The organism is Candidatus Binataceae bacterium, from assembly GCA_035508495.1.
Lineage (GTDB): Bacteria > Desulfobacterota > Binatia > Binatales > Binataceae > JASHPB01.
This window is the reverse complement of record DATJMX010000012.1, coordinates 36,955-55,457: the sequence shown is the minus strand read 5'-3', so window position 1 is coordinate 55,457 and position 18,503 is coordinate 36,955. Positions and strand designations below refer to the sequence as shown.

Annotated in this window: 17 protein-coding genes; 5 read left to right on the top strand and 12 right to left on the bottom strand. The window is 61.7% G+C overall.

Features of this window, described 5'->3' with window-relative positions; translation table 11 throughout:
• Window position 1: 1 nt before the first annotated feature.
• Window positions 2-490, bottom strand: coding sequence for a VOC family protein (locus tag VMA09_03710; protein ID HUA32682.1), 489 nt, complete (start codon window positions 488-490; stop codon window positions 2-4).
• 230 nt (window positions 491-720) lie between these two features.
• Here VMA09_03710 and VMA09_03705 point away from each other — a divergent pair, with 230 nt between their 5' ends.
• Both VMA09_03705 and VMA09_03700 read left to right on the top strand, forming a co-directional pair.
• Window positions 721-2,391 (top strand): alkaline phosphatase family protein, encoded by a 1,671-nt coding sequence (locus VMA09_03705; GenBank protein ID HUA32681.1) that lies wholly within the window; start codon window positions 721-723, stop codon window positions 2,389-2,391.
• An 88-nt stretch (window positions 2,392-2,479) separates the two neighbouring features.
• Entirely contained in the window at window positions 2,480-4,141 is a 1,662-nt protein-coding gene (locus VMA09_03700) for a multicopper oxidase (protein ID HUA32680.1), read from the top strand.
• Window positions 4,142-4,148: 7 nt separating this feature from the next.
• Here VMA09_03700 and mscL read toward each other — a convergent pair whose 3' ends face one another.
• From mscL to chrA, 7 genes are all read right to left on the bottom strand, one after another.
• Window positions 4,149-4,589, bottom strand: a complete 441-nt coding sequence (gene mscL, locus VMA09_03695) for a large-conductance mechanosensitive channel protein MscL (protein ID HUA32679.1) — start codon at window positions 4,587-4,589, stop codon at window positions 4,149-4,151.
• A gap of 96 nt (window positions 4,590-4,685) precedes the next feature.
• Window positions 4,686-6,191 carry a thymidine phosphorylase family protein gene (locus tag VMA09_03690; protein ID HUA32678.1) on the bottom strand — a complete coding sequence of 502 codons (1,506 nt, stop codon included), beginning with the start codon at window positions 6,189-6,191 and terminating at the stop codon, window positions 4,686-4,688.
• Between the two features lie 11 nt (window positions 6,192-6,202).
• Window positions 6,203-7,609 carry an MBL fold metallo-hydrolase gene (locus tag VMA09_03685; GenBank protein ID HUA32677.1) on the bottom strand — a complete coding sequence of 469 codons (1,407 nt, stop codon included), beginning with the start codon at window positions 7,607-7,609 and terminating at the stop codon, window positions 6,203-6,205.
• Window positions 7,606-8,463 carry a ribose-phosphate diphosphokinase gene (locus tag VMA09_03680; GenBank protein HUA32676.1) on the bottom strand — a complete coding sequence of 286 codons (858 nt, stop codon included), beginning with the start codon at window positions 8,461-8,463 and terminating at the stop codon, window positions 7,606-7,608. The genes VMA09_03685 and VMA09_03680 overlap by 4 nt, the downstream gene beginning before the upstream one ends.
• Window positions 8,464-8,512: 49 nt before the next feature.
• A complete protein-coding gene (locus tag VMA09_03675; protein ID HUA32675.1) occupies window positions 8,513-9,388 on the bottom strand; it encodes a fatty acid desaturase in 876 nt (291 codons plus the stop codon).
• 194 nt (window positions 9,389-9,582) lie between these two features.
• A complete protein-coding gene (locus tag VMA09_03670) occupies window positions 9,583-10,002 on the bottom strand; it encodes a cytochrome c (protein ID HUA32674.1) in 420 nt (139 codons plus the stop codon).
• 32 nt (window positions 10,003-10,034) lie between these two features.
• A complete protein-coding gene (gene chrA, locus VMA09_03665; GenBank protein ID HUA32673.1) occupies window positions 10,035-11,207 on the bottom strand; it encodes a chromate efflux transporter in 1,173 nt (390 codons plus the stop codon).
• A gap of 111 nt (window positions 11,208-11,318) precedes the next feature.
• Here chrA and VMA09_03660 point away from each other — a divergent pair, with 111 nt between their 5' ends.
• Window positions 11,319-12,200 carry an alpha/beta hydrolase gene (locus VMA09_03660; GenBank protein HUA32672.1) on the top strand — a complete coding sequence of 294 codons (882 nt, stop codon included), beginning with the start codon at window positions 11,319-11,321 and terminating at the stop codon, window positions 12,198-12,200.
• Here the strand turns inward: VMA09_03660 and VMA09_03655 are convergent.
• Complete coding sequence (locus VMA09_03655) at window positions 12,195-14,123, bottom strand: hypothetical protein (GenBank protein ID HUA32671.1); 1,929 nt, start codon at window positions 14,121-14,123, stop codon at window positions 12,195-12,197. The genes VMA09_03660 and VMA09_03655 overlap by 6 nt on opposite strands.
• A 161-nt stretch (window positions 14,124-14,284) precedes the next feature.
• Here VMA09_03655 and VMA09_03650 point away from each other — a divergent pair, with 161 nt between their 5' ends.
• Window positions 14,285-14,689, top strand: a complete 405-nt coding sequence (locus VMA09_03650; protein ID HUA32670.1) for a hypothetical protein — start codon at window positions 14,285-14,287, stop codon at window positions 14,687-14,689.
• A gap of 6 nt (window positions 14,690-14,695) precedes the next feature.
• On the opposite strand, the gene VMA09_03645 is transcribed toward VMA09_03650, so the two are convergent.
• Both VMA09_03645 and VMA09_03640 read right to left on the bottom strand, forming a co-directional pair.
• A complete protein-coding gene (locus VMA09_03645) occupies window positions 14,696-15,568 on the bottom strand; it encodes a sigma-70 family RNA polymerase sigma factor (GenBank protein ID HUA32669.1) in 873 nt (290 codons plus the stop codon).
• A 116-nt stretch (window positions 15,569-15,684) separates the two neighbouring features.
• Window positions 15,685-17,667, bottom strand: coding sequence for a sigma 54-interacting transcriptional regulator (locus VMA09_03640; protein ID HUA32668.1), 1,983 nt, complete (start codon window positions 17,665-17,667; stop codon window positions 15,685-15,687).
• A gap of 263 nt (window positions 17,668-17,930) precedes the next feature.
• Here VMA09_03640 and VMA09_03635 point away from each other — a divergent pair, with 263 nt between their 5' ends.
• Window positions 17,931-18,179 (top strand): zf-HC2 domain-containing protein, encoded by a 249-nt coding sequence (locus VMA09_03635; GenBank protein HUA32667.1) that lies wholly within the window; start codon window positions 17,931-17,933, stop codon window positions 18,177-18,179.
• Between the two features lie 47 nt (window positions 18,180-18,226).
• Here the strand turns inward: VMA09_03635 and VMA09_03630 are convergent, their stop codons facing one another.
• On the bottom strand, window positions 18,227-18,484 hold the full coding sequence (locus VMA09_03630; protein HUA32666.1) for a hypothetical protein: 258 nt from the start codon (window positions 18,482-18,484) through the stop codon (window positions 18,227-18,229).
• Between the last annotated feature and the right edge of the window lie 19 nt (window positions 18,485-18,503).

Sequence of the window (18,503 nt, the reverse complement as noted above, 5' to 3'; positions counted from 1 at the left end):
TCTAAGGTTTCTTGCGCAACAAGCGGCCGAGCGGATCGACGAAACCCTCGAGTTCGTCCCAGCGCGCGCGGATCACGCGCCGCCGTTCCAAATGATTCATGACCTCGAGGCGGATTCCATCCGGATCGTTGAAGAACACCGCGTAGTAGTCGGGCGCGTACTCGGGGCAGTGGCGAGGCCCGTCGATCGCGATTCCGATTAAACTGAGAGCGCGCGCGGCTTCATCGACCGCGGCGTCATCCGCCGCGCGCATACAAAGATGATGAAGCCCGGGCGCGTATGGCTCATGATTGCGATCGATCATATGCGCCGGTCGAATCGTGATCTGAAAATCGCGGTTGCAATAATGACAGTGCGGCTCGCTTGCGATCGGCGCCGTGCTCTTGCGAAAACCAAGCGCTTGCATCACAGCGTCGTAGAATCTTTCCGAGCGCTCAAAATTCGAGACTGACAGATAGATGTGATCGATCGCCGTCAGATCCACAGCCATCATTCCAGTCTGGCACCGAGATAAGCGCCGCTCAAACGATCATCGATAACGAGCGCGTTACCTCGAATACGCTAATCGATGCGCTGCCTTCAGAACCCGACATTCTGTAACAAAAACTTCCGCGTTGCGAAAATATCGAATCATCTACCCTTCATTCGCGCGGGTTAGATTGCGCGCGCTCGGTCGCTCGACGCGATCGTGCACCCACATCGGGAGGAGGAAATTTGAGGATGCGAGCAAAAAAGCTGCTCGCGTGCGCCACCAGTGCGCTCGCGGGGATAACGTTCACAACTGCGCCGCTGCTTGCCGGCCCTATCGTGTTGGGCGGCGGATCAGGACCAGCCACGGCGACGCCGATCAAACACGTGGTGGTGATTTTCGGCGAGAACATTTCATTCGATCACTATTTCGGGACCTACCCTGCTGCCACCAACCCCGGTGGCGAGCCCAAATTCAACGCGCTGCCGGGCACGCCGAGCGTCAATGGTCTGACGTTCGGCTTGGTCACCGAAAATCCGAACTTCACCAACACCGCCAACAATGTCACGTCGGGTGGCATCACCAGCGAGGCGGCCAATCCGTTCCGTCTCGATCGCTCGCAGGCTGCGACATCGGATCAGGACCACGACTATGGCCCTGAGCAGATGGCCTTTGACAATGGACTGATGGACCTCTTTCCGCTGTCGGTTGGCGTTCCTGGACCCCCGCCGAGCAGTCCGGCGCAGGCCACCACCAAAGCGCTCACGATGGGCTACTACGACGGTAATACGGTTACCGCTTTGTGGAACTACGCTCAGAACTTTGCGCTGAATGACAACTCTTATGGTTCGACCTTTGGGCCCTCAACGCCGGGGGCGCTCAACCTGGCTTCGGGGCAGACCAACGGCGCCTTCGATGACACTAATCCGAGCGGCGCATTAATCGGGGACGGCAACGGTGGACTTACCGACATCAGCGACGCGGACCCGGCCGGGGATATGTGCTCGACCACGAGCGGCGAAACCTTCAAGATGGGCGGGCAGAATATCGGCGACCTTCTGACCGCTGCCAACGTAAGCTGGGGGTTCTTCGAAGGCGGCTTCAACCTTAGCCTGACAAACCCCAACGGCACGACCGGATGCAAGCGCACCACGAAATCGGCCATCACAGGATCCACCAAGGCCGACTACATCCCACATCATCAGCCGTTCCAGTACTACGCGACGACGGCGAACCCCAATCACACGCGTCCGACTTCGACCGCGATGATCGGCCGTAATGGTGATGCTGCAAATCATCAATACGACATCAACGATTTCTATACGGCGGTCTCGGCCGGCAACTTTCCCGCGGTCAGCTTTCTCAAGGCTCCCGGGTTTCAGGATGCTCACGCGGGCTATTCCGATCCGATCGATGAACAGACCTTCGTCGTCAACGTGCTGAACTTCCTCCAGCAAAGACCAGAGTGGAGTTCGACCCTGGTAATCATCAATTACGACGATTCGGACGGTTGGTACGACCATCAGATGAGCCCGATCATCAACCAGTCGACGACCGAAGCTGATGCGCTGACTGGTCCGGGCGCCTGCGGCAAGGGCACCAACAGCGCGCTGCCGGGTGTGAGTGCGAGCACGCTCCATGCGCAGGGCCGTTGCGGCTACGGACCGCGTCTGCCGTACATGGTGATCTCGCCCTTTGCCAAGCAGAATTTCGTCGATCACACGCTGACCGATCAGAGCTCGACGATTCGCTTCATCGAGGACAACTGGCTCAAGGGCGAGCGTCTTGGCGGCGGTTCGTTCGACGCGATTGCGGGGCCGATTACCAACATGCTGAACTTCAGCAAGAGCTCGCTGTTTCCGGTTTTCCTTGATCCCAACACGGGCCAGCGGGTACTTTTCGCGCCTAAGGTTACGTTCTAATCAGGCTGGATTAGGTAGATCGCCCTGACCCGACGGGTGCCGATGAGGCACCCGTCGTTTTTTATGTTAAACAGGATCCGAGGTGATCGTGAGACTGAATCGACGCGAATTCCTGAAGAAAACCGGAATACTCACTGCGGCTGCAGCGCTGCATACGGTAGCGCAAGACCAGGTTCGCGTCCGGCCAGCATTCAATGGCGCGTCGCTCAAACCGTTTGTCGACGCGCTGCCGCTGCCTCCCGTCGCGCACCGCACTGGCACTCGTCCCGATCCCGATCCCGATTCGCATCGCGAGGTACCATTCTACCGCGTCTCGATGCGTGAGTTCGATATGCAATTGCATCGCGATCTCCCGCCCACCCGGATGTGGGGCTACAATTCAAGCTTCCCCGGGCCCACGATCGAGGCTCGAACCGGATCTCCGCTGATCGTGGAATGGTCAAACGACCTGCCGCGCAGGCATTTCCTACCGATTGACTATCATCTCCACGGCGCCGAACGAGACCAGCCTGAAGTGCGGGCCGTAGTTCACGTCCACGGTGCGAAGGTGCGCGCGCATAACGATGGCTATCCGGAAGACTGGTACGAATCGGGCAAATCCGCCGTCTATCATTATCCGAATCAGCAGGACGCGGCGGTCCTCTGGTACCATGACCATGCGATGGGCATCAATCGGCTGAATATATTCGCGGGATTAGCCGGTGCATATATTATACGCGACGACTTTGAGGACTCATTGCATTTGCCGCGGGGGGAATATGAAATCCCATTAGTCATTTGCGATCGGATGCTCGACACCAAGGGACAATTATATTATCCGGATTCACTAAAGCCCGGGGCGCCGTGGATTGCGGATTTTTCCGGCGACATATTACTAGTCAACGGCAAGGTTCGGCCTTATCTCGACGTCGAGCCGCGAAAGTATCGATTTCGGTTCTTGAATGTCGCGAACTCGCGCTTTTTCAATCTGGCGCTTTCAAACAAGGAGCCGCTGATTCAGATCGGCAGCGACCAGGGATTGCTGGCGGCCCCGGTGCAGCTACCTAAGCTCCTGATTGCGCCCGCGGAGCGCGCCGATCTTGTGATCGACTTCGCCAAGTATCGCGGCCAGGAGATTTTCCTCTTCGACTCGAACCAACCGCTGATGCAGTTCCGCGTGAAGAGCGGCGCGCCCGATTCGACTCCGCTGCCCGGCGCGCTGCGCCCGGTACCCAGGACGGAAGAATCGCTCGCCAGGAAAAATCGAATGCTCTCGCTCGACGAATGGAGCGACCGTTTCGGCGATTCGATGATCATGCTTCTCAATGGATCGCGCTGGCATGATCCGATCACCGAAAAACCGCTGCTCAATTCGGTGGAAATCTGGAACCTGATCAACACCACTGACGATCCGCATCCGATTCATCTGCACCTGGTGCGATTCCAGGTGCTCGACCGCCGCCGCTTCGACAAATTTCAATATCAGTTGAAGAATACGCTGCGCTTCATGGGCGATCCGATGCCGCCTGCCCCCAATGAGGCCGGCTGGAAGGACACTGTGCGCGCCGAATCCGGTGCGGTAACGCGGATCATCGTGCGCTTCGAGGGCTACGCGGGCCGCTACGTGTGGCACTGCCACAACCTCGAGCATGAAGATAACGAGATGATGCGGCCGTACGAAGTCGTCGCGACTGCCGCGGAATCCGATCGAGTCGCCGCGGCAGCGCCCGCCGCGATTCCGATTTGCTACAAGGGCAATCTGCTGCGCTGATCGAACATTACGCGGCTTGCATCTCCGACGTGCAGTGCCCGCATCGGGTGGCGGCGAGCGGAATCACATTCTTGCAGAACGGGCATTCCTTGGTGGTCGGTGCGGCCTTGTCAGCGCCGGTCAGATGGTTGACCCACTTCACGAGCAGGAACACGGCGAAGGCGATGATCAGGAAATCGATCACGGTGTTGATGAACGCGCCGTAGTTGAGCGTGGCCGCGCCCGCCGCCTTGGCCTGCGCGAGAGTGTCGTAATGCTTGCCCGACAGGTTGATGAACAATCCCGAGAAATCGACCTTGCCGAGCAGCAGTCCAATCGGCGGCATGATGAGATCCGCGGTGAGCGAGCTCACGATCTTGCCGAAGGCGCCGCCCACGACGAAGCCGACGGCCAGATCGATCACGTTGCCGCGCATCGCGAACTGCTTGAATTCAGACATTATCGACATGATCGAAGTTCCTCCCGGTTCTCGCCTACAAGAGCATCGCGATCGCCGCAAGTAAATTGGCGGCGGTGAATTTCAGACCAAAGATCGGCGCGCGGCTTAGAATCCGTAGCGGAAAATGTCGGGATGCGATTCGGCGTAGGCCTGCGCAAACGCAAGCTGCGCCTCGCTTTCGGCGTGGATCTCGAACATCGGCTCGCCGCGCGCAGTCACGTCTCCGATCTGCTTGAGGAGTCTGACGCCGGCCGCCACGTTGGCGGGAGCGCCGGCGCGTTTGGCGACGCGCGCGATCTCCCAGCAATCGATCTCGCGGATACGCCCGTCGAACGATGCGCCGATCGCGCGCTTGAACGCGGCCTCGGGCGGAAACTCGCGCGCGCCCTGTACGCGGACGATCTCGTTGAACTTGTCGAGCGCCGCGCCCGAATCGAGAATCCGCTCCGCGGTGCGATACCCGGCTGCGGGGGCCACGGCGCCCGTGATCTCGAGCAGGCGAGCCGCCAGGTAGAGCGACTTCTCGCGCAGATCGCCTGGCGCTCCCTGCTCGCGCCGCAGCACAGACAGAACGTCGAGCACTTCCAGCCGCGGACCGATGCCGCGTCCCACCGGGCCGCGCGCCTCGGTGATCACGACTTCGACATGCAAATCGATCTCGGAGCCAACGACACGGAACAGGCTTGCGAGCCGTTCGGCATCGGCATGTGACCGCACCTTGGCGGTCTCGCCGACCGGAATGTCGATCAGAACGTGAGTAGCGCCGACGGTTTTCTTCTTCGCGAGGATCGAGGCGACCATCTGCGTCTCGCTGTCGATCTCCATCGGGCGTTCGACTGTAATCAGGATGTCATCGGCGGGCGCGAGTTCGAGGGCGCCGCCCCATGCAATGCAGCCGCCGGTCTGGCTGACGACTTGCTTGAGGCGCGCCGGCGGCAATGCGACCTCGGCCAGCGTCGCCATCGTGTCCGCGGTTCCTGCCGGACTCGTGATCGCGCGCGACGAAGTCTTGGGCGTGCGCAGGCCGTGCGCGGCAAGGATTGGAACGACGACCATCGTCGTGCGATTGCCGGGGATACCACCGACGCAGTGCTTATCCGCGATCGGGCCGGGACCGAAGTCGATACGCGTGCCCGTGCCGATCATCGCGCGGGTGTAGTCCACCAGCTCCGCCGGCTCCATCGGCCTCATCGCGCACGCCAGCACGAACATCGAAAGCTCGACGCGCGAGTATCGGCGCCGCACCACGTCGGCCAGGATCGCGTCATACGCGGCACGATCGAGGCGCGCGCCGCGCAGCTTGTTGCGCACCAGATCGACGCTGCGCGGCGACACCGCGAGAGTCGCCTGAACGAGAGCGCCTTCGGCGAGACCAAGATCGCGAAACGCCTCCTCGGAGAGGCCAATCTCGTTGGCCTTGACGAGCTCGTCGCCGCAGAAATTGATCACGCCGGTAACTTCGTGTGTAGCGCCGCTCTGCGGATCGGCTCCGAACACGTAGGCGCGGTCCAGAGGATTGAAGCCGAGATTGCCGGCCTGCACCGCCTGACGATGGATGACGATCACGTGCTCGCGGAGCGTATCGAGCGGCAGATGTTTCACGCGGAACATCGCATCCGGCCTCAATCGATACGCACCGCTTCGAGGTGCCTGGGCACGACCGCGTTCCAGCCGAGCTGGTGTCGAATCTCATCACGCAGGGCGGTGGCGGCGGCCGGCTCGCCGTGAACGACGTAGCAGGTCGAAGGAGCGTGCGGCGCGGTCCGCAGCCATCCGATGAGCTCGGCCTGGTCGGCATGCACCGAAAACGCCGGCACGTTGACGATCTCGGCGCGCACCGCGATGTAGCGGCCCAGCATCTTGATCGTCTTATCGCCGTTGAGCAGCGAGCGCCCGCGCGTGCCGTCAGCTTGATAGCCAACGAGGATAACGGTGTTGCGCGGATCGGGAAGCCGGTTCGCCAGGTGATGCAGCACGCGGCCGCCGGTCGCCATTCCGGACGCGGATATGATGATCATCGGTCCGTGGAGAGCGTTGAGGGCGATCGACTCATCGACACTGCGAACCTGGGTGAGATTTCCTGGATCAAGATCGGCGGCGCTGACGTCGCTGCGGATTTCGGCGGAACGTTGCGCAATGCTACCCGTGTAAATTGCGAGCGCCGCCAAGGCCATCGGACTGTCAACGTAGATTGGAAGTTGCGGGATGCGGCCTTGCTGCGCCGCCTTGCGGATGTAGTGCAGCACAACCTCGGTGCGATCGACGGCGAACGACGGCACGATGATCACGCCGCCACGCTCAGCCGTGCGCACGATCGCCTGTTCGAAATTCTTGAGCGATTCGTCGTCGTCGTGCCGGCGATCGCCATAGGTCGATTCGACAACGATCACATCGGCGTCCGGAACCGGCGACGGTGCATGCAGAATCGGATGACGCGGGCGGCCGAGGTCGCCGCTGAATAGCACGCGACGCTTCTTCCGCTGGTCGATTTCGACAAGGATCGACGATGCGCCGAGGATATGGCCCGCAAAGCGGAACGTCGCACTGATCCGCGGCGCCACCTCGATCGTTTGCTCGAAGGCGACCGCGGAAAAATGCTTCAGCGCATCGAGCGCATCCTCTTCGGTGTAGAGCGGGCGCGCCGGCGTATGCTTGGAGTAGCCACGCCGGTTGGCATACTGCGCCTCTTCTTCCTGCAGATGGCCGCTGTCCGGCAGCACGATACGCGCCAGGGCCTGTGTCGTTGGCGTCGCAAGCACGCGGCCGCGGAACCCATCGCGGCACAGCCCTGGGATATATCCGCTGTGATCGAGATGCGCATGGGTGAGCATCACGGCGTCGATCCCAGCGGGCCGCACCGGGAACTTGTCCCAGTTCCTGAGGCGCAATTCCTTGAGCCCCTGGAAGAGGCCGCAATCGACGAGCGCGCACGACGCGTCGGTCGTCAGCAGAAACCTGCTGCCGGTGACGGTGCCTGCGGCGCCGAGAAATCGCAGCATCGGAACGAAGGTGCGTGGTTTGTCACTCATGACGGTTTTCTCAGACGATCCGCGAACAGGGGCGCGCACCAGATCGCGTTCGTCGGATGCGGAATTGTATCGCATGACAGGACGCGATGAACGCCCGCGCGATGGACGGTCGCGAGCGCGCCAGTGGCGAAAATCGCATGGACGACGAGCGCATCGACGCGCACGACGCCGTGGGCGCGCAGCGCGCGAGCCGCCGCGGCGAGCGTCGCACCGCTGCTCGCGATGTCATCGACGATAACCGCGTGGCGCGCACGAATCGGCTCGAAGTGAACGCGTACCCGCCGATCGCCGAACCGTTCTTTCGACCCCACGGCGTGGTCGATTCCTGCGGCGCGCGCGATCGACTTCACCCAGCGCGCCGATTCCTCGTCGGGGCCGACGACGATCGCGCGGCGGGCGTTGCGGCGAATCCATCCTGCAATCGCGGGTGCGGCGGATATGTTGACGGCCCGGCATCGAAAGACCTCGCGGAGTGAGTGCACGCGATGCAGATGCGGTTCCATCGTGAGCACCGCATCGAAGCTCGTGCTGAGAAGATCTCCGATCACGCGCTGCGAAATCGGCTCGCCGGGATGAAAGACCTTGTCCTGCCGCATGTACGGCAGGTAGGGAACAACAAGGGTGACGCGGCGCGCGCCCGCCTCGCGCAAGGCGTTGGCGGCAAGGATCGTCTCGAACAATTTGCAATCAGGATCGGCGAGGGAGCGAACCAGGATTGCGTCGCGATCGGTCTGCGCCACGCGGACCAACGTTTCGCCATCGGGAAAGCGACGCACCGCGACCCCAGCGAGCCTTTCTTGCGCGGCGCGCGCGAGACGCCGCGCGAAGCCGTAGCTGTCGTCGAACGCGTGCACCCGCGCAGCGCTGGGCGACGCGGAGGAACGCTGCTGAGGCGCGTGCGAATTAGGCTGCGGGGTCGAGTGCCTCACCGATCGCAGCGGCGCTCCGCGCTGCAGGGCGACGGACCTCGCTTGCGAGACCGAGGCGCTCGAGCGCAACGATCAGCATCCAGCCCGCATCGGGCTGACGCCAGTTCCATCCGAGTCGCGCCGAGCCTGGGCGCGCGTGATGATTGCGATGCCAATTCTCGCCCTGGAACAGATGCACCAGCATGAGCCATCCGACATTGCGGCTCGAGTCCTGACCCGGCTGAATGCCCGGTTCGGTATGGCAGATGCTGTTGACGAAGCTTTGCGCGTGCAGCGCGAAGCAGAGCCGGATCGCGCCGATCCAGAAAAACGCCGCCCAGCCGAAATAGAGACCACCGAGGTAAGAGAGCGCCAGTATCGGCCCCTGAGCTGCGCGCCACACGCGATAAGACACGCCCCTCATATCGCCGCAGTAGCGATCGATGGGCGCCTTGGTCATCTGCCACAGCCAGCGCAGATGCGACCACCAGAAACCGCCCCACATTGGACTCGAGATATCCTCGGGCGTGTCGGCCTTGGCGTGATGCAACCGATGATGCGCGGCCCACGAGAGCGGATTTCCCGAGCCGTTGAAGACCGCAAAGAAGATGAGCAGGTTCTCAACCCAGGGATTCAGCGTGAGAGAACGATGGGCAATCGTACGATGGTATGCGACGGTCGTACCGAGTCCGCCGAGGAACATCAGGACGAGAGCGGGGATCAAGACGCGGAGCGGCGGTATCGGATACAACACGAGGCCGACGAGCGCAGTCACATGAATCAGGGTGATCCAAAAAAGAATCGGCGCGCCGTGCTTGTCGGTTCGATACCAAGGCTGCTCCCAGGCGGCGGGCAAAGATGTGCGGTTCACTTCTATATAATCTGTCGGTTGATTCATTTCACCTTGTGGTCATCTCCGCGCGCACGCCTGACGTGCTGGGGAGACTGGTCGATCTGGCACGATGTTCTCGGGGAACTTTTCAGAGCGGTCGTCAGCCGGATTGTTCACGCGCAGACTATAGGATCGCGCGTAGGCAAACCATCCCCACCTGCGACCGCGGGGCGCTATTTCTGCTGAATCGATTCGACGTAGCTGACGACGGCGGCGATTCGTTGCTTTACCTTGGCGTCGCTCTCTGGCGTGAATTCCTGACCTTCGGGCTGCATCGTTACGCCCCAGAACGGCATATTGAGCCGCTCGTGCGAGGGGATCTGCTTGCGGCCGTCGATCGCGTCGGTGACTTCTTCCTTGGGAAACGTGCCACCATTCTTCGTGGTCAGCAACGTGAGGTCCGGCGGATGGATTCCGGGAATCGTGTAGAGCGCCGGGCCGTTGCCCTTGCCGTCGGCGCCGTGGCAACTCGCACAGTTCTGATCGTAATCGGCTTTGCCGGGAGTCTCGGCCAGCGCGGCGCGCGCGCCGAACTGGATCGCGATCGCGACCGCGAGGCCAACGGCGGTGCAAGTCAGAGAGCTTCGTCTCACGGGAACCTCGGTCATGCAAAAGGTCATCAGCGTTATCGCCCCAGCCATGGCCCGAGCGCAAGACCGATCGCGCCGCCGCCGAGCACGAGCCAGGTCGAGTTCACACGGTACCGCAGCAATGCGATCGCACTGAGCGCGGCGAGCATCAGCGTGATCCAATCGACGATCGCATCGCGGCCAAGATAGTACGTCACGGCGACCATCAGGGCCCATGCGCCGACGTTCACGCCGTCGAGAAAAGCGCCCGCGAGCGGAGAGCGCCTTACGTGCGGAATCAGCGGGCCGCTGATACTGACGAACACGAACGACGGCAGGAAGATTCCAAGCGTCGCGACGATCGCGCCCGGCACGCCGCCAAGCAGGTATCCGATAAAGGTCGCAGTGGTGAACACCGGCCCGGGCGTGATTTGTCCGACCGCGACCGCGTCGAGCAGTTGCGCGTTGCTGAGCCAGTGCAATCGCTCGACCAGGTCGGTGCGGATGAACGCGAGCAGCACGTAGCCGCTGCCGAACAAAATCGATCCAACCTTGAGGAAAAACAGGAACAGCTTGGTGAGGCTGAAGGGCACCACCGCCGCGCCGGCACCGAGCGCGGCAAGCGAGGGTATCGCGATACTCGCACGGATGCCGCCTTTGTCCATCGCGCCTTTGATCGCGATCATCACAAACCCGCCGCCGAGCAGTACGACCAGATCGTTCACCTGGAGCATCGCCGCCACGAGCGATAGCGCCGCGAGCGCGCCGAGAATCCGCGATCTGATCGCGGTTTTGCCCAGACCCCACAACGCTTGCAGCACCACCGCGATGATCACCGGCTTCACGCCATAGAGCAGGCCGCGCACCGACGGCATCGCGCCGAACCGCACATACGCCCACGCCACGGCGAGCACGATCAGCACGGCCGGAACGATGAAGCATGCGCCTGCGACGACCAGGCCCGCGAATCCCGCCTGCTGATGGCCGATATGAATCGCCATCTCGGTCGAATTGGGACCCGGGATGAGATTCGTGGCGCCGAGCATGTCGAGAAAATACTCGCGCGAAAGCCATCGCCGGCGGCGCACGACTTCGTCTTCCATCATCGCAATATGCGCGGCCGGCCCGCCCATCGCCGTCGTGCCGAGGCGCAGGAAGAGCGTCGCAAGCTCGCGCAGCGTCGTGCCGTGCGTGGCGGAGTCGGTCTGCGTCTGTGAAACTTCGCTCATGTCGCGAGCGGCATCATATCAAGGGCGCGAATCTACGAAGCAAAAGTTCTTGCTTGAGAGCTACAAATTCTATGTTCTGTTAGCCACGTTCAGAGTCGTCGCGAGGCTTTTATGGCATCGGAAATGAAACAGCGCGTGGTTCGGGCTTCCAACATGAACTTCACCGTGCTCGAGCAGGGTGACGGTCCGCTGGTGCTGTGCCTGCACGGCTTTCCCGACACGGCGCATTCGTTCCGCCATCAGCTACCGGCCTTTGCCGCCGCGGGATTTCATGCCGTCGCGCCGTTCATGCGCGGATATCATCCGACCGAGCCCGCGCCCGACGGCCGCTATGATTCTCCGGTGCTGTCCGAAGACGCGCTCGCGTTGATCGATGCGCTCGGCTACAAGGACGCGTTCATCTTCGGCCACGATTGGGGCGCGGTCGCCGCGTATGGCGTCGCGGCCGCCGCACCGGATCGCGTGCGCAAGCTGGTCACCGCCGCGGTGCCGTATGGCAATCGTCTGTTTCAAGCGTTCGTTGCCGATTACCCGCAGCAGCGCCGCTCCTGGTACATGTTCTTTTTCCAGACCGCGTTGGCCGAGGCTGCGGTCGCGCAAAACGATTTCGCGTTCCTGGAAAAGATGTGGTCGGATTGGTCGCCGGGATGGAACTGGACGCGCGACGATATCGAGGCGCTCAAGCAAAGCTTCCGCGCCGGCACCACGACCAGGAACGCGATCGAATATTATCGCGCGACGCTCGGCCCGGTGCTGCGGATGCCGATCGATCCAGCGCAGATGCGGGCGATGACGCCGACTCCGATCAACGTTCCCGCGCTGATGGTTCACGGCCGCGATGACGGATGTATCGGCGTCGATATGCTCGAAGGGATGGCGGCGCACTTCCCGCGCGGACTCAAGATCGAAATCGTTCCGGAAGCCGGCCATTTCGTGCATCAGGAAAAGCAGGATTTCGTGAACTGGCTGGTGCTCGATTTCCTGAAATCATGACGAGCTGTTGAGGCCATTGCGCAGCGGCAGCCGAAACAGCGCGTACGCCATGATCGCAGCGAGGAGCAGCACGTTGATCGCCGAGGCGGTCACGATCGGCCACGCCGCATGGTCCGAAAAAAATGTCGAAGTGTCGGCCAACCACTTCATGAAATATAGATTGTAGAACGAGGTCGCGGTCAGAATGGCGAAGCTTGCCGCAAGGAAGCGCGACTCGAATGCGAGCGGCACCAGGAACACGAGCGGATAGTAAACGTATCGCTCGTGCATCCGCGGCGCCAAGGTGTACAGCGCAAACATCGCGATGAACGTCGCGAGCATCACGGCCGTTGCGTTTCGCGCCCGCCACACGAGAAACAGCACCACGGCGAACGCGCCGAGTAGCATAGAGATTCCGAGCGCGTAGTATGAAACGAATCCGACCCGCGTCGAGTCGGGGGTTTCGAGACCGCCCAGCATCGCATGGAGATTGAATGCGCCGACCGAGGCGTCGGTGAAGCGCCCGCCGAGGCTCTGATAGACCTCGATCATGCGATGGATCGAATGGCCCGCATCGTAGGGCAGCACGCCGATGATGAATGCGCCGACCGACAGCGCCGCGCAAATCGCGGTCTCGGTCAGGCCGGTGTTGATTAGCGTCCAGAGTCCGAGCGGCGGAATCATCGCGACCGCCTGCGGCTTGGTGAGCAGCGCGATACCCGCGGCGATCCATCCGAGACGATATTGTCCGCGAAGAATGAGAAACGCCGCCACGAGCATCGCGAGCGCGACGACCGCATCGCTCTGGCCCCACACTACGGTGTCGAAGATGAGCGTCGGGTTGGCGGCGAAGAGCAGCATCGCCACGAAGCCGCGCCATCCGCGCCCGCGCCCGGCATAGGCGAAAAGAAGCGTGAGCCCTGTCACGAGGCTCGCAATAAGCGGCGGCGTCTCGACCAGTACGCGGAAGGCGTTGTAACCAGGCTCGATGACCTGCCCGAGCCATCCTGAGAGCCACAGCAGGTAGAGCGATCCGGGGGGATACGAATCGACCGGCAAGCCTTGATCGTAAATCCTGCGCGGGCCGAGCGCAGCGGCGAGTATCGAGCGGTTGGTCTTCGCCAGCGCATCCCAGAAATAGCCCTCGAAATGAAACAGACCGACGAACTCAATTACGGTGATCGCGAGCAGCACGACAATGCCGGCAATCATCGCGGGCGTGGGATGCGCGAGCGCGGATCTCCAGATGATCGCCAGGCAGACCGCGAAAGCGCCGAGCAGAAAGAGGCCGCAGAGAATTCCGAGCGGACGCTGATAGTCGATGGCGTTGAGTGGCGACACGTGGGCCATCGCGATCGTGCTCAAGTCGTAGACGTTCGACGCGTCCGCGGAAGGAGCCGCGATCGATTCAACTCTCAGATCGCGAAAGTATGCGCTGCCCGAGCCTTGGGTGTGCTCCTCGCCCGCTTGCAGCAGGATTTGAGTGATTTGTCCCCAGCGCTCGACTTTGAGGTAGAGCACCAGCGGCGTCCATGCGCTGGTGCCGTGAATTTCGTTTGAGACGAGCCGCGCGCCGCGAAAGGTTTGCACTGCGAGCGTCGCGCCGGCGCCAGGCGGAATTGCATCATCGACGCGGGCGAATGCGCTCACGCGATACCATCCGGGCCCAAGCATCATCGCCTGCCGCCACGTCGCATAGTTCAGGACATGGCTCACGATCGAGACCTGGTAGCCGCCGGCGGTGCGGCTCCAGCCGAAGTCGGCCTCCTTATGATGCATCGCGGCGGCGTACCAGCCTTGCACTTGGCCGCCTGAACCCTTCGAAAAATCGGCGTTGAAAATCGGCATGGCGTCGGCAAATGCGGGCGCCGCCGTCACGACGGATCCGCACAGGGCGCACGCAACGAGCGCGATCAGTAGCGCTCCGAACCGCAGAGTGGACATCAGTGAATCGTAGTCACGCTACCAGTCCCTCAGCGCGAAGCACATAGCGATGCGCTCGCGAGCGGTACAAAGGAAACTTGAAGCCCCGCCATGCAACTGGGCAATGATGCTTTGTAGGTGATCCCTCTCGACTACGATCGCGAGAGCATTGAGGCGCTCACATGAACGAATCCAGACGCGGGCCGATCCTGACGCTGTGCACTTTCCTGTTTCTGCTGATGGCGTTTTCGGATTTTGGCAAACCGTTTGCGCATAATCCGCGGGTGGGACTGGTGTTCTTCGGAATCCGGTTACATGACACGATCGATCGGGTGATCGCGCCGCTCTTTGGGCTCTATCTTTTGATCTATGCAGCGGGGATTTGGCGGATGAAGTGGTATGCGCTGCCGCTGGCGTGGATTTATGCCGCCTACGTGGTTTCCAACATGATCCTGTTTCGCGTGCGCAGCCCGCAGCTCGATGTCGAACACTCGCTCGGCTTTGTGATCGCCTACTTCATTATCGCGGCGGGCGTCACGTGCGGTGCCGCTATTCTCCTGACGATACGCCGCGCCGAGCTGACCTGAGGCGGCTCAGGCGCGGACCTCGGGTAGTTCTCCGTTCGCGCGCAACTCCTGCGCGAGGATCGCGCGCAGCGCCTGGCGGGCGCGATGGAGGCGCACCTTGACGGTGTTGGTCGTCGCCTTGAGGATCTTCGCCACCTCGTCCGTATCGAGCTCTTCGATATCGCGGAGCAGCAGCACCGTTCGATAATTCTCAGGCAGCCGGTCGATGCACTTGCGGACCATCTCACGAGTGTCGCGACGTTCCAGCGGCAGATCGTCGTCGCGCACGAAACGCATCGTCTCGTCGGCCCACTGGCCGTCTTCATCGAAGCGCGGCAGCAGGCTTTCGATCGATTCCTCGGCGCGGCGGCGGCGATAGCGCAGCTGCATCAGCGACGCGTTGACGACGATACGATGCAGCCAGGTCGAGAGCTTCGCGTCGCCGGCAAAGTTGTGAACCGCTTTAAATGCGGAGATCATCGCCTCTTGCACGGCATCGCGCGCGTCCTGCTCGACGGGCAAGAAACGCCGCGCGACGGCGAGCATCCGGCCGCCGTACTTGCGGACCATCGCTTCGAACGCGTCTTCATTGCCTTCGCGCAGGCGGCGCACGAGGTCATCTTCATCGGAATAAGGATCATGGCCGTCGCGGAGCTGTTCGCCAACGAAGTTCGAGGCGCCCGAAACTTTGGCGCCCCGGCCTTCGAGGTCATGTACGACTTTCGCCGCTGCATGATCGACAAATGTCACCCCGGCGACATCAATCACCACGCGGCGATCGCCAAAGTGTGCGCCCTCGAACGAGTTGCGGAGCTCGCGGGCGTTAGCTCCAGTTAGCTGTCCTTCGACGATGAGACGCGTGGCGGCCTCGGATTGTTCGCTTCGGCTGATGCGTATCATGGGGCGCGATCAGAGCAAGGGCCGTACCGAGCACGCGCGCTGAGAAATAATCAGCAGCTGCTGGGATTATGCGAAGATCCGAGCGCGCGCTCTTCGCAAATTTGCGAGCCGCGCCATCAAATTTCGCGGATCCTCGAAATATCGCGATAGCTTCGTTGAATTCCGAGCTTCTTCATTCGGCTGCGCAAGGTGCTGGGATTCAGATGGAGCAGGCGCGCTGCGCCGGTTGGGCCATCGACGCGCCACGCGGTGCGCTCGAGCACCGACATGATGTGGCGGCGCTCGATGTCGGTTAACGAAAGACGATCATCGGCAGTAACAAGAGCCTGCGGCGGCAGCTCATGCATCGCGTCGTTCGAGATAACGACAGATGACGGGGGCACCGATCGCGCAGAATGCAGCGCGAAGTCATCGACACGTAACTCTGATCCCGGTGAGAGAATAACCGCCCGCTCGATGACGTTTTCCAGCTCGCGCACGTTGCCCGGCCACGCATACTCGCGCAACACTTCCATCGCTGCGTCCGGAACGCGCGCGATCTTGCGCCCGATCCGCGCCGCATAGCGGTCAACGAAGTAATGCACGAGCAACGGGATATCCTCGACACGCTCGCGCAGGGGAGGCACGTCGATCGGAAACACGTTGAGACGATAGTAGAGGTCCTGGCGATAGTGACCGGCGGCCACTTCGGTTTCGAGATCGCGATTGGTCGCGGCGATCACGCGGACGTTGACCTTGATCGGTTCGCGGCCGCCGACGCGATCGAATTCGTGCTCCTGCAAAACGCGCAGCAGCTTGACTTGCAGCTCCGGCGGCATCTCGCCGATTTCATCGAGAAAAATCGTCCCGCCGTCCGCCAGCTCGAAGCGCCCGATTCGCCGCTCGATCGCGCCCGTGAATGCGCCGCGCTCGTGGCCGAAAAGCTCGCTCTCGATTAGCCCGGCTGGAAGCGCCGCGCAGTTTACCTTGATCAACGGTTTGTCGCGGCGCGAGCTGCCAGCATGAATCGCACGCGCGATCATTTCCTTGCCGGTGCCGGTCTCGCCCAGGAGGAGCACCGTCGAGTCGGTATTGGCGACGAGCCGCACCTGGTCGAGCACGCGCCCGAGTTCGGGGCTGCGCCCGACGATTTCGTCCGAGTGATGCTCCTGCTTGATCTCTTCCTGCAGGTATTCGTTCTGGCGACCGAGCTGCTGGATCTCCTCGCGGGCGCGGCGTTTCTCATCGACGTCGCGCAGGATGAGCGTGTAGAGCCAGCCGTCCTGCGTAACCGCGTGCGAGATCGTCGCCTCGATTGGAAACTCGCCGCCATCGGCGCGGCGCGCGTTCAGTCCATCGGGCGCCCACACGTAGTGACCTTGGATTTCGCCCGCATCGAGCCGCTCGACGATCTCGTTATAGGAGCGGCTGAGGCCGGGGGACATAAATCGCTCGACGGGCGTGCTGATTGCATCGCTGGCCGAGCAACCAAAGATTTTCTCCGCCGCTTCGTTGAACAGCACGATACGCCCGCGCGCGTTGATCGTGATGATGGCGTCCATCGCCGAGGCGAGAATTCGCTCGACCCGTTCCCTGGCAGCCGCAATGGCGCGCTCCGCCGCCATCCGCTCGATCTCGCCGCAGGTCCGCGCCGCGCATATCTCGAGCAGCGCGATCGCGCGCGAGCCATCGGGCATCGGCTTGTCGTCCATCACGCCGATGTGCCCGATCACGCTGCCGTCATTGGCTATTAGAGGAACGCCGCAATAGCTCTCGATTTTCCAATCCGCAAGGTAAGGGGCGTCGGGATACTTCGTTCGCACGCCTTCGGCAACGTGGATAATCTCGCCGCGGAGCGCGGTCTCGCACGGACAGCCGACGAAAGGGATCTCAAAATCGTCGAGGAACTCGCCGCGGCCCCACAGCGCTCGGGTGCGGACGCGTTCAGCATATGGGATGCGCTCGGAAATGATCGCGTACTGAACGCCGAGTGCCAGCGCCATGTTCTGGACCAGGGCGCGGATGTACCCCTCGCCGACTTCGCCTTTGATTCTCTGGACGATGGTCCACAGCGCCTGGCTCTCAGACACACTAGCCGGTGGATCAATCTGCGCAGCCATAGAAGATTCGAGCCTAAGAAAGCTCTCAGAGTTCCGCTTTGCTTTGTTTATCGACTAATGGCGATAATTAAATTCGCGGAAACTTTGCACCTACGAGAGGCATCTAACGATCGAGCAGTTTTGCCGAATTTCGGGCTCAGCCCGACCAACCGGGAGCTCCATCGATAATGATTGCCTATGATCCTGAGACGAATTCCCAATTGGCGCAAGCTGCCACGCGCCGCTCGGGTGGGGAAGAGCGCGTTTCATTCTTGGAGAGACCTATGAACTGCAGGGAGTTTGTCGAGTTCATCTGTGCCTATCGCGAGGGCGAGCTTCGTGGGGAAGTTCTGCTCGAGTTCGAGAAGCACGTCGCAGGATGCAAGCCCTGCGTGGACTACCTGCGCGACTACGGAAACGTAATCGCACTGGCAAAGGGTGCTTACGCGAATCCGGACAGCGAGGTGCCCGATGAAGCTCCGGAAGAACTCGTCGATGCAGTAATGGCGGCGATCAGGCGGCAGAAGAACTGACCGGCTCAGCCTTTCCAACTGAGCCGGTCTGTTAATCTGGCTGCGAATTAGAACCAGTCGTGATGGTTCTTCTCGACCCAGTCGCGATGGTGCTTCATCCACCATTTGCGGTCATGCCAATGATGGTGGTCGTCGTAGGCGCCCCAATCGGCATGATGCTCCTGGACCCACTTGGGATCGTGCTTGCTCCACCAGCTCGCATCGTGCCATTCGTGATGCTGATCGTAATCGCCCATCCCCGGCGGATGGCCCTGTGCGCGGGCAACGACCGGCAGCACCGCAAACCCGATCGCTACAGCAGTCATTACCAAAACTCGTCGAATC

Excerpts from the sequence above, each read along its gene's own strand:
- VMA09_03645 (HUA32669.1), bottom strand. The coding sequence starts at position 15,568 with ATGATACGCATCAGCCGAAGCGAACAATCCGAGGCCGCCACGCGTCTC.
- VMA09_03685 (HUA32677.1), bottom strand. The coding sequence starts at position 7,609 with ATGAGTGACAAACCACGCACCTTCGTTCCGATGCTGCGATTTCTCGGC.
- VMA09_03690 (HUA32678.1), bottom strand. The coding sequence starts at position 6,191 with ATGTTCCGCGTGAAACATCTGCCGCTCGATACGCTCCGCGAGCACGTG.
- VMA09_03640 (HUA32668.1), bottom strand. The coding sequence starts at position 17,667 with ATGGCTGCGCAGATTGATCCACCGGCTAGTGTGTCTGAGAGCCAGGCG.
- chrA (HUA32673.1), bottom strand. The coding sequence starts at position 11,207 with ATGAGCGAAGTTTCACAGACGCAGACCGACTCCGCCACGCACGGCACG.
- VMA09_03705 (HUA32681.1), top strand. The coding sequence starts at position 721 with ATGCGAGCAAAAAAGCTGCTCGCGTGCGCCACCAGTGCGCTCGCGGGG.
- mscL (HUA32679.1), bottom strand. The coding sequence starts at position 4,589 with ATGTCGATAATGTCTGAATTCAAGCAGTTCGCGATGCGCGGCAACGTG.
- VMA09_03655 (HUA32671.1), bottom strand. The coding sequence starts at position 14,123 with ATGTCCACTCTGCGGTTCGGAGCGCTACTGATCGCGCTCGTTGCGTGC.
- VMA09_03660 (HUA32672.1), top strand. The coding sequence starts at position 11,319 with ATGGCATCGGAAATGAAACAGCGCGTGGTTCGGGCTTCCAACATGAAC.
- VMA09_03650 (HUA32670.1), top strand. The coding sequence starts at position 14,285 with ATGAACGAATCCAGACGCGGGCCGATCCTGACGCTGTGCACTTTCCTG.
- VMA09_03710 (HUA32682.1), bottom strand. The coding sequence starts at position 490 with ATGGCTGTGGATCTGACGGCGATCGATCACATCTATCTGTCAGTCTCG.
- VMA09_03635 (HUA32667.1), top strand. The coding sequence starts at position 17,931 with ATGAACTGCAGGGAGTTTGTCGAGTTCATCTGTGCCTATCGCGAGGGC.
- VMA09_03630 (HUA32666.1), bottom strand. The coding sequence starts at position 18,484 with ATGACTGCTGTAGCGATCGGGTTTGCGGTGCTGCCGGTCGTTGCCCGC.